Here is a 14,590-nt window from a genome sequence, read left to right as displayed (position 1 = left end):
GGGTTAGTTAATCTACATTGTCATGCAGGAACGAATTGTTAGAACGCAACTGTAGGTCGTCGTTACTATCGGTTCCTAAAGACAAGCGGGATTTACTGTTGTCTATGCGGGAATCATGAAGGTCTATCCCCATCCTTTTATACGCAGGTTCCCTTTCGTACTCATCTACTTTAGATGCGTTGTTGTGGAACTTGTGGTTAAAATCTTTCATTTTCCTCCTGCGCTCTTCGGCCCTTAGGCGAAGCGTATCTTCAATAGTCATATCCATTGGCGATACATTTTCTACAGGGGCAGGTTTAGGCGCCGGCTGTACCGGCTGTATAGGCTCTACCGATTGTTTAAGGGTAAACCTTAACTCGGCAGGCTCTTCTTTAACCGGGGCTACAGGTTTAGAGTCCAGCAGTTCGTTCTCTTTTTCAAGGTATTCCTCAAGCGAGTAACGTATAACACCGGTTTCGTTAAGTTCTGTTACAGGCACAACCTGCACAGGCTCCTGCACTCTTATATTACGGGTTTCATCGGTAAGGTTAAACATTAATTTCTCCTCGCTCTTAACATTATCTACAGATAAATCAAACGAAAAAGTAAACTGCTCCTCCTGCTTGTCTACAATAACAAACTCAGGCTCCTTAACTTCTATTTCCCTTACATCCTTAATAACAGGCACGTGCACGGGCACCACCGGCTTAGCAGGCGAAACAATCTCGAAAAACACATCAAGGCTGTTTATATACTCTGAAGTGGGCAGGGCATCCGCTTCAGCTATTGGCTTTTTTTCGGTTACTTCCTCCTCAAGCGTAAATACTATTTTTTCTTCAACAGCCGGTGCTTCAGGGGTAACCTCCTGTTTGCGTTCCTGCGGAAGCGAAAAATCAAATGAAGGAACAAGAGGCCTTTGTGTAAGGTCGCGCATCATTTTCTGGTCTTCCTCCAGTGCGTGTACGATCTTTTTAGGCTCAGTGTTCACAATCTCGTTTTGCTGCTCTACATTAAAGCCTGTGGCAATAATAGTAACCGCAACAGCGTCGCCCAGGCTTTCGTCTTCGCCCACACCCATAATGATGTTTGCGTTGTAACCTGCCTCCGACTGGATATGATCATTGATCTCTCCTATTTCGTCTATAGTGATCTCTGTAGTACCCGACACAATTAGTAACAGTACGTTTTTAGCGCCTGTTATTTTGTTATCGTTTAATAACGGAGAGTCTAATGCATTGATAATGGCATCTTTTGCACGGTTATCGCCGGAAGCCGTTGCCGACCCCATTATGGCTGTACCGCTGTTAGAAAGTACCGTTTTAGCATCTTTTAAGTCGATATTCTGGGTATAGTGGTGTGTAATAACCTCTGCAATACCGCGAGAGGCTGTTGCCAACACTTCATCGGCTTTAGAGAAACCGGCTTTAAAGCCAAGGTTACCATATACCTCCCTAAGCTTGTTGTTATTGATAACAATAAGCGAGTCTACCTGTTTTCTTAAACGCTCTACACCGGCCAATGCCTGATCGCTCCTTACCTTACCTTCAAACTGAAAAGGTATGGTAACGATACCTACGGTAAGGATATCCCTTTCCCTGGCAAGCTGCGCCAATACCGGGGCTGCACCGGTACCGGTACCGCCACCCATACCTGCTGTTATAAATAACATCTTGGTATTGGTATCCAGCATTTTTTCTATTTCTTCTATGCTCTCTAATGCACTTTGCTGCCCTACCTCCGGGTTTGCACCTGCGCCAAGGCCTTCAGTAAGGTTTAAGCCTAACTGTATCTTGTTGGGTACCGGGCTGTTTTGCAAAGCCTGTGCATCTGTATTACAAACTACAAAGTCTACGCCTTTAATTCCCTGTTTAAACATGTGGTTTATAGCGTTGCTTCCGCCACCGCCTACACCTATTACCTTGATAACGTTTGACTGGTTTTTGGGTAAATCAAACGAAATGCTTCCAAATTCTGAGTTCATCATAATCCCCGGGTTTTTATTCTGCGTTATCTAAAAAATCTTTAATCTTATCTATATACTTATCAAAAAACGACCTTTTAACTTTCTTCTCGGTCGATTCCTGTGTTGCCGCCTTAACAGGCTGTTTTACGGCAACGGTCTCCATTTCTTCTTCTTCATAAACGGGCTCCGGCGTTGGGGCAACCACGTTAACCACCGGCTGCTGCCTGACTATAGGCTGCGGTGCCGCAGGTTTTTGCAACTCTACAAGCGGTGTAGCACTGTGGGTATTGTTGCGAAGGCTGTTCATAACCAAGCCTACTGCCGTAGCATAAAGCGGGCTTGATATCTCCTCATTGCTGTTGCCTGCCAGATGCTCGTTAGGATAGCCTATACGGGTATCCATACCGGTAATGTACTCTACAAGCTGTTTAATGTGCTGTAGCTGTGCACCACCACCTGTAAGCACTATACCTGCAATAAGTTTTTTGCGCGGGTCTTCATGGCCATACGCTTTAATCTCGGCAAAAACCTGCTCTATAATCTCTACCACGCGGGCGTGTATAATTTTAGAAAGGTTTTTAAGCGATATTTCTTTTGGCTCCCTGCCTCGTAAACCAGGAATAGAAACAATTTCGTTATCCTTGTTTTCGCCCGGCCATGCCGAACCGAATTTTACTTTAAGCAGTTCTGCCTGTTTTTCTATAATAGAGCATCCTTCTTTAATATCCTCGGTAATAACGTTACCACCAAAAGGTATTACTGCCGTATGGCGGATGATGCCGTCTTTAAATATGGCAAGGTCTGTAGTACCGCCACCTATATCGATAAGCGCTACACCGGCCTCTTTTTCTTCCTGGCTTAGTACCGCATCGGCAGATGCCAAAGGCTCCAGCGTTAGGCCAGAAAGGTCTAAGCCCGAACTTTTAATGCAACGGCCCACATTACGGATGGATGATGCCTGCCCCACTACTACATGAAAGCTGCTCTCCAGTCTGCCGCCGTACATGCCTATTGGCTCTTTGATTTCGTTTTGACCATCAATTTTAAATTCCTGCGGCAGGACGTGGATGATCTCCTCGCCCGGCAACATGGCCAGTTTGTGCACCTGGTTGATAAGCATATCAATATCGGCATCGCCAATTACCTCTTCCGGATTGTTCCTGCTGATGTAATCGCTGTGCTGAATACTGCGTATGTGCTGCCCGGCAATGCCCACAACAACATCGTTTATCTTATAGCCTGAATTAGACTCTGCCTCTTGTATAGCATCCTGGATAGATTGTATGGTTTGGGTAATGTTGTTTACAACACCCCTTGCCACACCAAGGCTTTTAGATTTACCAACGCCAAGGATCTCCAGTTTCCCGTACTCATTTTTTTTGCCTATCATGACAACGATCTTTGTTGTCCCGATATCTAAACCAACTGCAATGCTGTCTTTTTCCATAACTCTATTTTTTGGTGCACACTACCTGTTGCGTAAACTTCAGGTTAATTGTTTTGTAATTTGTAATCAATGTATCTCTTACAGCATCCTGGAGGAATGCTTTATAATTTTTAAACTTCCTGTCGATATTTATCGGGCCGCCAAACATGATCTCATAATCATACCCCCTGCTTTGCATTGCTATTGCCCCGTATGATGTTACCGATATGCCTATGATGTTTTTGCGCAAAAAGGCATCATCATAAATGTAACCCAGCAATTGTTGCAACTTCTTAGCATCTACTTTAGCAATGTCGCCCGTTACTATGGGCACCCTTGCCGTTTCGTGATCAGACAGCGGCATTTTGCCTCCGCGCTGATCCAGGTAATACGATTGCGAACCCTCAAAAATTCTTGCAATGGGTTTTCGCTGTACTACAACGGCCTTTAATTTTCCGTCTATTGTAGCATAAACCTCTGCTCTTTCGACCATAGGGTTTTTATCGATACTTTTTTCCACCTTATTCAAATCTAATTTAACTTTTTGAATACCCGTGGTAGCGTCAAAATTTTGTATCAACAACTTATTAACTATATCTTTCGTAATATAATTCTCACTATCAGCAAATTCCACATCGGTGGTTTTAATCATCCTCTCTGCATTGCGTTTTGATGAGAACGAATAAAGGAAAACCACCACGCATAAAATAAGCGCTAATCTTATGTTGTTCCAGTTAATTTTTTTCATCTAAAACGACTTTAATTTGAGGTACCATTTCGCCAATATCGCCGGCGCCAATTGTTACAATAACGGTGGCATCGGTAACTTTTAACAACCCCGTAACATCAGCTTTTGTTATAAACTTTTTGTTAGGGTTTTCTATCTTATCAAACAGCCATTTGCCGGTAATACCCTCAATAGGCAGCTCGCGCGCCGGGTAAATATCCAGCAGTGCAACATTTTCAAATTGCGACAGGCTCCTGGCAAAGCCATCGGCAAAATCGCGGGTGCGGCTGTACAAATGCGGCTGAAATATAGCCAGTACCTTTTGGCCCGGATACAGTTCTGTAACCGCCTGGTATACTGCATCGATCTCTGTAGGGTGGTGTGCATAATCATCTATATACACCAAACCTTCTTTTTTAACCTGGTACGAAAACCTGCGCCTAACCCCCTGGAACGACTCCAGTGCCTTAGCAATATCGCCCGATGCAACGCCATAGGTTTTAGCCATCGCAAGTGCCAGCATGGCGTTAGTAAGGTTATGCCTTCCCGGCAGCCCAAAACGCAAACCTGTAATTGTTTCGCCCGGTGTGGCGGCATCAAAAACATACCAGCCGTTTTCTATCCTGATGTTCTCTGCAGAGAACTGCCCGCTGTTAACCCCCACGGTTATTCCCTTCAGCGGGAGCCCTTCTGTTACGAACAAATGTTCCTTATCTTCTACCTTACCGGCAAACTCCCTGAACGACGCCTCTATCGAAGCCGTATCGCCATAGATATCCAGGTGGTCAGCATCCATAGATGTTATACAGGCAATATTGGGGTGCAGGTGTAAAAACGACCTGTCAAACTCATCGGCCTCGGCCACGGTAACCGTTTTGCCGCTGCCAATTACGTTAGAGTTGTAACCCTCTACAATACCGCCCAAAAAGGCTGTAACATCTACCCCGCTCTGATACAAAATATGCCCCAGTATGCTTGATGTTGTTGTTTTACCGTGCGTGCCCGCAACAGCAAAGCAAAACGTATCTTTAGTAATGATGCCCAGTACTTCGGCACGTTTTTTTACCTCAAAGCCGGTTTGTGTAAAATACCTCCATTGCTGGTGGCTTTGCGGCACGGCCGGGGTAACCACTACCAGTGTATTTTCTTTATTAAGGAACTCCAAACCTATAAGTTCTACCGCATCATCAAAATGAATGCTCATACCTTCGGCCTTGAGCTCATCAGTAAGGTGGGTAGGCGTTTTATCATAACCCGCTACATTTTTGCCTATAAATTTAAAATAGCGGGCCAGGGCACTCATCCCTATGCCGCCAATTCCTATAAAATAGACATTATGTATTTGGTTTAGTTCCATTTCTTTTTTTACTTCTTTACAATTGAGAATGTACTTTGCAACTTTGTCACTTTGAAACTCAGCTAGTCTGCAACTTTGCTGCTTTGCAACTTTGTGACTATTTCAGCAACTTTACAATCTCTTCAACAATATCTTTAGTGGCGTTTACTTTTGCCATTTTTTTAATGTTTTCTGCCAGCCTGTTTTGCTTTTCGGCATTGCTAAGCAAATCGGCGAATACAGGCTGAAACTGCGTATCCAGCTGTACCTCTTTTAGCATTAGTGCACCACCTTTATCTACAATGGCCTGTGCGTTCTTAGCCTGGTGGTCTTCGGCAACGTTAGGCGATGGTATAAACAATACCGGTTTGCCCACGATGCACAATTCCGACACTGATGATGCCCCTGAGCGGGATATAACCACATCAGCCGCGGCGTATACCAAATCCATCCTGTCTATGAACGAAAGCACCTGTACGCCCTCTTTATCGCCGTAGTGCTTGTACTCTTCGTAATAAAATTTACCGCACTGCCATATTACCTGCACACCCTGCGCCTGCAGCCACGAAAGCTCTTTTGCAATAAGCTGGTTAATGCGCCTTGAGCCTAAGCTGCCGCCCAGTACCAGCAATGTTTTTTTATCCGGATCCAGTTTAAAATAGGCTGCTGCCTCTTTATTGTTATCCTCTGTATGTATAAGGTCCTGGCGCACCGGGTTGCCTGTAAATACTATTTTTTGTGCGGGGAAAAACCTCTCAAGGTTATCGTATGCCACACATATTTTATCGGCCTTTTTAGAGAGCCATTTGTTGGTAATGCCCGGAAACGAATTTTGCTCCTGTATTACCGTTGGCACTCCCAATCCCGACGCTGCCCTTAAAAGCGGCCCGCTTGCAAAACCACCGGTACCTATAACCACATCAGGCTTAAAGTCTTTTACAATTTTACGCGACTTAACCAGGCTGCTCATTAGCTTTAACGGAAACAAAGCATTATCAAGCGTAAGCCTGCGCTGTATGCCTGCTATCCAAAGGCCTTTTATTTTGTAACCTGCCTGCGGAACCTTTTGCATCTCCATCTTATCGCTGGCACCCACAAAAAGTATCTCGCTATCCGGAAAACGCTCCTTTAACTCATTAGCAATGGCTATAGCCGGGTAAATATGCCCGCCTGTACCACCACCGCTTAATATGAATTTTTTTTGAGCCATTTCTTATTTTGTCCTCACCCCCAGCCCCTCTCCGAAGGAGAGGGGAGCACTCATGCCCTGAGCTGTGGGGTAACGTTTACTATTTATTCTATTTTGACCTCACCCCCAGCCCCTCTCCAAAAGAGAGGGGAGCACTCATGCTCTAAACTGGGGTTCGTCTATTCTCTATTATCTATTATCTTAAATCTCAATTCTAAAATCTGAAATCTACTTCCCAAACACCGCACTCATTGGGTTGGCCGAGCGGTCTTCTATAGAGTAGGCTGCGGTTGGCTCCAGCCCCAGGGCTTCGGCTTCTTCGCGTTGCTTTTCCCTTAAAATATGCTCGTCTATCAATTGTTGCAGGGCGGCTTCGCGATCTTCTTTCTCGGCCAGTTCCTGCGCTATTTCTTCTTCTTTCTTAGTTACGCTTATAATGATGCCTATCGAGATACACGTCATCCATATCGAGCTACCACCACTACTTATCAGCGGAAGCGTTTGCCCCGTTACCGGAAGCAGCTCTACCGCTACGCCCATGTTAATAAGCGCCTGGAAGATGATGGGAAACCCGAGGCCAACAATAAGCAGCTTGCCAAAAATTGACTTTGCTTTGTGGGCGCATACCAGGAACCTGAAGAACAGTATAAGGTAAAGCCCCATTACAGCAAGCCCACCAACAATGCCATATTCTTCTACAATGATGGCAAAAATAAAGTCGGATGACGATTGCGGTAAAAAGTTCTTTTGAACGCTCTTACCCGGCCCTACACCATACACCATACCGGTTGCTATGGCTATCTTGGCTTTCTCTATCTGGTAATCGTCTTCGTTAGGCTCGTCTGACATGAATCGGTCAATACGGCTCATCCAGGTGTCTACCCTGTTGGGCATAGCATCTGGAAATGTTTTAGCGAACGCTACGAACAATACTAACATAGTAACACCAATGCCTATTACCATTCCCAAATACCGTAGCGGATACCTGCCCACAAATACCAGCATGCACACCATAGAAAATATAAGCGCCGCGGTACTAAAGTTGGCCGGTAATATAAGCGCCAGTATAATGAATACGGGAATCCATAATTCAAAAACTGATGCTTTAAAGGTTATCTCCTTATCCTGCATCTTGGCAAGGTAGCGTGCAACATATATCATAAGCACGATCATGGCCAATGACGATGTCTGGAAGGTTACACCCACAAACGGCACCTGTATCCATCGGCTGGCGTTGGCACCATCTATAACCGTACCCTGAAAGAACGTATACACAAGCAATACCGCCACTACCGGCAATGCCAGCTGCGATAACCCCCTGTAATAATGGTACGGCACTTTGTGCACCAGGTATATTAACCCAAAACCAATAAATATATGAACGAGGTGCTTAACCAAATACCCAATAGTAGAGCCCTTGCCTATTACATACACAAGGTTGGTACTTGCGCTAAAAACCGGCATGAACGAGATAAGGGCCAGTAGCATTACAAACGACCAGATTCCTTTATCTCCTTTTAGGTTATTGATTAATTCTTTCATTTTTTTTCTCTTTTATTCTCATTATGTGAGACGCATACAATGCGTCTCTACCGCCAAGCCAGCTATTATAAATTCTGAACGGCGGCTTTAAATTGCTTGCCGCGGTCTTCGTAGCTTTCAAACAAATCGAAACTTGCACACGCCGGCGAAAGCAATACGGTATCACCTTTTTCAGATAGCTTTTGTGCCATCTTAACCGCTTCAGCCATGCTGGTAGTCTCTGTAATAATATCAACCACGTTATTAAACGCGCTTATTATTTTAGCGTTGTCTACCCCAAGGCATACAATGGCTTTTACTTTTTCGCGAACCAACGGCATAAGCTCGTTGTAATCGTTACCCTTATCTACACCACCCACTATCCAAACCGTTGGGGCCGTCATGCTGTCTAAAGCATAGTAAGTAGAGTTGGTATTGGTAGCTTTACTGTCGTTTATGTACTCTACATTTTGTATTTTAAGTACCTTTTCAAGGCGGTGTTCTACGCCCTGAAAGTTGGAAAGACTCTCCATAATCGTCTTCTTCCTAATGTTCTTAAGCTGGGCAACACTAATCGCGGCCATAGCATTCTTAACATTGTGCTTTCCTTCTAATGACAGTTCGTTTATTGGCATGGTAAATTTTACTTTTTTTATATTGCTTACAATGGTATCGTCTTTTACATATACCCCTTTTTTGGTTTTACCCGATAGCGAAAAGGGTATCAGCTTCGCTTTTGTTTTATGCTCTTTAAGCCAGTTGCCTATGGCCTCGTCATCGGCATCATATATTAAATAATCGTCTTCGGTCTGGTTCATCGTGATCCTGAACTTGGCCGCTATGTAATTTTCATACTTATAGTCGTAACGGTCTAAATGATCCGGACTAATATTGGTTATCACGGCTATGTGCGGTGCATATTTTACAATGCCATCCAACTGAAAACTGCTCAGCTCTAACACATACCCTTCCACCTTATTCTCGGCAACCTGCCATGCAAAGCTTTTGCCTATGTTACCTGCAATCCCTGCATTAATACCGCCCTGTTTTAGCACGTGGTGCGTTAGCATGGTAGTGGTGGTCTTGCCGTTACTGCCGGTTATCCCTATTGTTTCTATCTCGTTGAACTGATTGGCAAATTCAATTTCAGATATTATCGGGATGCCCTTTTTCTTTATCTTTTTAACGATGTCTGATTTATCCGGTATGCCCGGGCTTTTCATTACCACATCGGCATTTAGTATCAGGTCTTCCGTATGCTGGGCTTCTTCCCAGGCCAGCCTGTTAAGGGCAAGAACTTCTTTGTAATTATTTTTGATCTTGCCGGCATCAGATATAAACACGTCATATCCTTTCTTCTTACCAAGAATAGCAGTACCTACACCGCTTTCTCCCCCACCTAATACCACTAACCTCATACTATCGTAATTTTAATGATACTAAAGAGAATATTGCCAATATAATAGCCACGATCCAGAAGCGGGCAACGATCTTACTTTCGTGGTACCCTTTTTTCTGGTAGTGGTGGTGCAGCGGCGACATAAGGAAGATCCTTCTGCCTTCGCCAAACTTTTTCTTGGTGTACTTAAAGTAACTTACCTGAAGTATTACCGAGAAATTCTCTGCCAAAAACACCCCACACAGTATGGGTACAAGCAGCTCCTTACGAACCGCTATTGCCAAAACCGCTATGATACCCCCTATGGTAAGGCTGCCCGTATCGCCCATAAAGACCGATGCCGGATAGGTATTGTACCACAGGAACCCCACCAGTGCACCCGCAAAGGCCGCTATATACACCGTCATTTCGCCGGAGTTGGGGATGTACATAATATTCAGGTAATTAGAGAATATAATGTTACCCGATACAAAGGCAAAAATACCCAGCGTTAATACGGCTATAGCCGATGTACCTGCCGCGAGCCCATCGATACCATCGGTAAGGTTGGCCCCGTTAGATACTGCCGTGATGATGAATATCACGATCGGGATAAATATCAGCCACGCGTAATCTTTATAGTTATCGCCTAAAAATGACAGTATCTCGGCGTAATCAAACTCATTATTTTTAAAGAACGGTATTGTTGTGGCCGTAGATTTTTCTTCTACAGGCATGGGTGTAATGGTACTTTCGGTTTGCGCATAGATGTTAACCCTTGAGGTATCTGTACGCACCGTAACCGACGGGTGAAAGTAAAGCACATAACCTACAAACACGCCCAACACCACCTGGCCCACTACTTTAAACTTGCCTTTTAGGCCTTCTTTATCTTTTTTAAATATCTTAATATAATCATCTAAAAAGCCTATAGTGCCCATCCATAAGGTGGTAACAATAAGCAGCATGATGTAAATATTATCAAGCTTGGCCAACAGGATAACCGGTATAAGCGTTGCCATGATAATAATAAGCCCACCCATTGTAGGCGTACCTGCTTTTTGAGACTGCCCCTCAAGGCCCAGTTCGCGAACGGTTTCCCCTATTTGCTGCTTGCGCAAAAAGTTAATGACCTTTTTACCAAACACTGTAGATATAAGCAACGACAATATAACCGCAAGCCCCGAACGGAAGGTTATATACTGAAACACCCCGGTTCCCGGAACATCCCATTGTTTATCTAAAAAATCAAATAAATAATACAGCATATACCCTTATTTGTTTAGTTGTGCTAAAATTTCCTTCACTGTTTGCATATCGTCAAAATCATACTTCACTCCTTTTATCTCCTGGTAGGTTTCATGGCCTTTACCGGCTATGAGTATAATATCGTTTGGCTTAGCCAGCTGGCAGGCAAGCTTTATGGCCTGTTTCCTGTCAACCATTGCCACGGTTTTTTTATAGTTTTGAGGCTCTACGCCTTTCTCCATATCTTCAATAATATCTTCAGGCAACTCACTGCGCGGGTTATCCGACGTAAAAATGGCCCTGTCGCTCATTCCGGAAGCTATCTTAGCCATGATGGGGCGTTTGGCCTTATCCCTGTCGCCGCCACAGCCCACTACTGTTATAAGCTGCTCGTTACGGGTGCGTATGGTTTCAATCGTGCTTAGTACATTCTCTAAAGCATCGGGCGTATGGGCGTAATCTACAATAGCGGTAATGTTACTATCCGATACAATAAACTGGAACCTACCGCTCACGCTTTCCAACAGGCTTAGCAGGCGCAGTACCTCCAGCTCTTCCAACCCAAGGTTTATTGCCACTGCGTATATTGCCAGCAGGTTGTAGGCATTAAAAGTGCCTATAAGCTTAACCCACACCTCTTCGCCGTTTATTTTTAGCAACAGGCCGCTTAATTGGTTTTCCAGTATTTGCGCCCTGTAATCGGCGTAGGTTTTAAGGGCGTAGGTAATTTTTTTAGCCGCAGTATTTTGCAGCATTACCAGTCCGTTCTTATCATCTACGTTCACTATGGCAAAAGCCTGTTTTGGCAAGTTGTCAAAGAACGATTTCTTTACATCCCTGTATTCAGCAAAACTGCTGTGGTAATCTAAATGGTCGTGCGAAAGGTTGGTAAACACACCGCCTTCAAACACTAAACCCTCTGTCCTGTGCTGGTGTATGCCGTGGGAGCTTACTTCCATAAAGCAGTAATCACAGCCTGCATCTACCATTTCGCGCAGGTATTTGTTTATGGTAAGCGAATCGGGTGTGGTATGCGTGGCCTTAAACTCCTCATTATCTACCATTACCTTTACCGTGCTTAGCAACCCTGCCTTAAAGCCTGCATTTTTAAACAACTGGTACAACAATGTTGCAATAGTTGTTTTACCGTTGGTACCCGTTATGCCCACCAGCTTTAAACTGGCCGACGGGTTACCGTAATAGTTGGCCGACATATACGCCAGTGCCGAACTTGCACTTTTTACCTCTACATAGCTAACGCCTTCTGTAATTTCTTCGGGCAGTGCCTCGCAAACAATGGCGGCAGCGCCAAGTTCTATAGCCTTGCCAATAAACTTATGGCCGTCGCTTAGTGTGCCTTTAATGGCTACAAATACATCGCCTTTTGTTACCAGGCGCGAGTCGAACTCAATTTTTGCAACAGCCACATCCGTAGGCCCTTTTACGGCCTGGATCGCTGTTTTATATAATATGTCTCTTAAGAGCATCACGACAGTTCGAGTATTATACTTTGGTTCTTACTAAAGGACTGGCCCGGTGCAAGCGATTGCTTTTTTACCTTGCCCATACCCACTACCTGCACTTTAAAGCCCATGTTACCTAAAAGGGCAACGGCATCCATACCGCTCATACCAATGGTATTAGGTATAATATCGGCTTTGCCTTTGTTAAGCTTATCGGTATATACAGCATACAGCTGGTCCTGCTTTTTAATGTCTTTATCTATAGCCCTTACCTTATCGCTGTTAGGCACATCGGTAAATATTTTTTGCGCTATTCTGCGGAATACCGGCCCCGAAACATCGGCCCCGTAATACCCTTTAGCCACGTGCGGCTTGTTCACAATTACGATACAGCTGTACTGCGGCTCCTCTGCAGGGAAGTACCCAACAAAAGTTGATGAATAGTACATCTCGCCATTGGTCTTGCCGCCTTTGCCATAGTTAACCTGCGCCGTACCGGTTTTACCCGCCATAGAAAAATTAGGCGAATACAGTTTTTTACCCGTACCCTTTTTAACCACGTTTGCCATTACTGCCTTAACCTTATCTATGGTTTCCTGGCTGCATATTTTTGGGTTAATAACTTCTTTATTGAATTTCTTAACCGTTTTATCCCACTCTTTAATTTCTTTTACAAACAGCGGCCTTACCATTTCGCCATTGTTAGCCACGGCGTTGTAAAACGTAAGGGTTTGCAGCGGTGTAAGGCTTACGCCGTAACCAAAGCCCATCCACGGTAAAGAAAGCCTGCTCCAGTTTTTATCCTGTGGCTGCGGTATGTGCGGCCTGCCCTCGCCTTTTATGGCAACGCCCAGTTTTTTATTTAAGCCGAATTTGTTTAGATGGTCTACAAACTCCTGCGGGTTGTCTTTGTAATTATCATAAACTGCCTGAACCAATACCGTGTTAGACGATACCTCAAAGCCCCGTGCCAATGATATCTTGCCGTAACCACCCTTGTGCGAATCGCGTACGTGGCGGCCGGAATACGTAATATCACCACCGTGACTATCGTACACCTGGCTGGTGTCTACTTTTTTATCTTCCAATAATGATATTAGCCCGGCAAGTTTAAAGCTCGATCCCGGTTCAGATGATTCGCCTACCGCATAGTTAATGGTTTCGTAGTACGAGCCATCGGTTGCACGGCCTAAGTTTGATATAGCCTTTACATAACCTGTTTTGGTTTCCATAACCACCACACAGCCATGATCGGCCTCATAATACTCCAGTTGCTTTAGCAGCGCATGGTGGGCAATATCCTGAATGTAAACGTCTATGGTAGATACAACATCATAACCATCAACCGGCTCTACCTCATTAAGATCGCTAATGGGTTTCCACTGGTTTTTGGCTATTTTCTGCATCATGCGGCGGCCGTTCTTGCCTTTAAGGTAATGGGCAAAAGCACCCTCTATACCCACATCGCGCTCTTCATCATAACCAATAGTACGTTTGGCAATTTTACCAATAGGGTGTTCCCTTATTATTTTTTGCTCGGTAATAATACCGCCTTTAAAAGCCCCTTTGTTAAACAGCGGGAAGCTTTTTATACGCAGCAGCTCGGTATACGATAAATCTTTAGCCACCAACATGTACCTGTTTTTGTTGGTACGCGCCTTGCGCAGGTCGTGGTAATATTTAGTGGCAGGCTGCTGGCCCAGCATAACCGCAAGCGAGTCGGACAGGTCCTGCAGGTTCTCATCAAAATCTTCCCTTTTAGGTGCCATAGCATCAAAACGTATGGTGTAATTAGGAATGGATGTTGCTAAAAGGCTGCCATCGGCACTGTATACATTACCCCTGTTAGCCGGGATATCAAAATTTTTAACCGTACGGTCTTTAGCAAGCTGGCGGTAATAATCGCCCTCTACCCATTGTATATTGGTAAGCTTTATGGCAATAAGGCAAGCCATCACAAAAATTGCGAAGGCTACAATGTATATCCTGAACGATATTTTTTTGTCCTCTACTACTCCCATAGCTTTTGCCAGAAATTTTTATCCTTTGCTTTTACTACCTCTATTTTCTTTGGCGGTACTGCCGATGGGAAAATTTCCCTCTCTTCCATCTTGGCCGATACCGTACTTTCCATCTTTAGTTCCATCAGTTCGCTGCGGCGGTCTACAAACTCTGCCCTAAGCTCTTTAACTTCGCTCTCCAGGGCGCTTATCCTGTAAATTTTTTGCTCGTAATTGTGCGAGTTGGCAATCATTAGTATGGCTACCAGTATAAGGAATACTATAAAGCGCCAGTTTCTCATAGACCCCTGGTCTACAAGATACTTTGCCTTTAATAATCCGTATACACTATCCTTCATT

The 14,590-nt window shown here is 44.5% G+C and carries 11 protein-coding genes; all 11 read right to left on the bottom strand.

Features of this window, described 5'->3' with window-relative positions:
• Positions 1–7 precede the first annotated feature (7 nt).
• The 11 genes from ftsZ to FMM05_RS19065 all read right to left on the bottom strand — a co-directional run bounded on the left by ftsZ (position 8) and on the right by FMM05_RS19065 (position 14,589).
• On the bottom strand, positions 8–1,963 hold the full coding sequence (gene ftsZ, locus FMM05_RS19115; protein ID WP_143375030.1) for a cell division protein FtsZ: 1,956 nt from the start codon (positions 1,961–1,963) through the stop codon (positions 8–10).
• 13 nt (positions 1,964–1,976) lie between these two features.
• Complete coding sequence (gene ftsA, locus FMM05_RS19110) at positions 1,977–3,389, bottom strand: cell division protein FtsA (protein WP_143375029.1); 1,413 nt, start codon at positions 3,387–3,389, stop codon at positions 1,977–1,979.
• Positions 3,390–3,393: 4 nt separating this feature from the next.
• Positions 3,394–4,116, bottom strand: coding sequence for a cell division protein FtsQ/DivIB (locus tag FMM05_RS19105; RefSeq protein ID WP_143375028.1), 723 nt, complete (start codon positions 4,114–4,116; stop codon positions 3,394–3,396).
• Positions 4,103–5,452 carry a UDP-N-acetylmuramate--L-alanine ligase gene (gene murC, locus FMM05_RS19100; protein WP_143375027.1) on the bottom strand — a complete coding sequence of 450 codons (1,350 nt, stop codon included), beginning with the start codon at positions 5,450–5,452 and terminating at the stop codon, positions 4,103–4,105. The genes FMM05_RS19105 and murC overlap by 14 nt, the downstream gene beginning before the upstream one ends.
• Positions 5,453–5,549: 97 nt before the next feature.
• Entirely contained in the window at positions 5,550–6,641 is a 1,092-nt protein-coding gene (murG, locus tag FMM05_RS19095) for an undecaprenyldiphospho-muramoylpentapeptide beta-N-acetylglucosaminyltransferase (protein ID WP_143375026.1), read from the bottom strand.
• A 207-nt stretch (positions 6,642–6,848) separates the two neighbouring features.
• The gene (locus FMM05_RS19090) at positions 6,849–8,162 is read right to left on the bottom strand and encodes an FtsW/RodA/SpoVE family cell cycle protein (protein WP_143375025.1); all 1,314 of its coding nucleotides are present in this window, start codon (positions 8,160–8,162) and stop codon (positions 6,849–6,851) included.
• A 65-nt stretch (positions 8,163–8,227) separates the two neighbouring features.
• Positions 8,228–9,559 (bottom strand): UDP-N-acetylmuramoyl-L-alanine--D-glutamate ligase, encoded by a 1,332-nt coding sequence (gene murD / locus FMM05_RS19085; protein ID WP_143375024.1) that lies wholly within the window; start codon positions 9,557–9,559, stop codon positions 8,228–8,230.
• A 1-nt stretch (position 9,560) separates the two neighbouring features.
• On the bottom strand, positions 9,561–10,787 hold the full coding sequence (gene mraY, locus FMM05_RS19080; RefSeq protein WP_143375023.1) for a phospho-N-acetylmuramoyl-pentapeptide-transferase: 1,227 nt from the start codon (positions 10,785–10,787) through the stop codon (positions 9,561–9,563).
• Positions 10,788–10,793: 6 nt separating this feature from the next.
• Positions 10,794–12,254: a UDP-N-acetylmuramoyl-L-alanyl-D-glutamate--2,6-diaminopimelate ligase gene (locus tag FMM05_RS19075; protein WP_143375022.1), complete on the bottom strand. Its 1,461-nt coding sequence runs from the start codon at positions 12,252–12,254 to the stop codon at positions 10,794–10,796.
• Positions 12,254–14,251: a penicillin-binding protein gene (locus FMM05_RS19070; protein WP_143375021.1), complete on the bottom strand. Its 1,998-nt coding sequence runs from the start codon at positions 14,249–14,251 to the stop codon at positions 12,254–12,256. Before FMM05_RS19070 ends, FMM05_RS19075 begins: the two co-directional genes overlap by 1 nt.
• Positions 14,242–14,589, bottom strand: coding sequence for an FtsL-like putative cell division protein (locus FMM05_RS19065; RefSeq protein WP_185965632.1), 348 nt, complete (start codon positions 14,587–14,589; stop codon positions 14,242–14,244). The genes FMM05_RS19070 and FMM05_RS19065 overlap by 10 nt, the downstream gene beginning before the upstream one ends.
• Position 14,590: the final 1 nt, after the last annotated feature.

The organism is Flavobacterium zepuense, assembly GCF_007097145.1.
In the GTDB taxonomy this organism is placed as follows: Bacteria; Bacteroidota; Bacteroidia; order Flavobacteriales; family Flavobacteriaceae; genus Flavobacterium; species Flavobacterium zepuense.
Note: the sequence above shows the minus strand (reverse complement) of the source record. Positions and strands in the feature narration are given on the sequence as shown.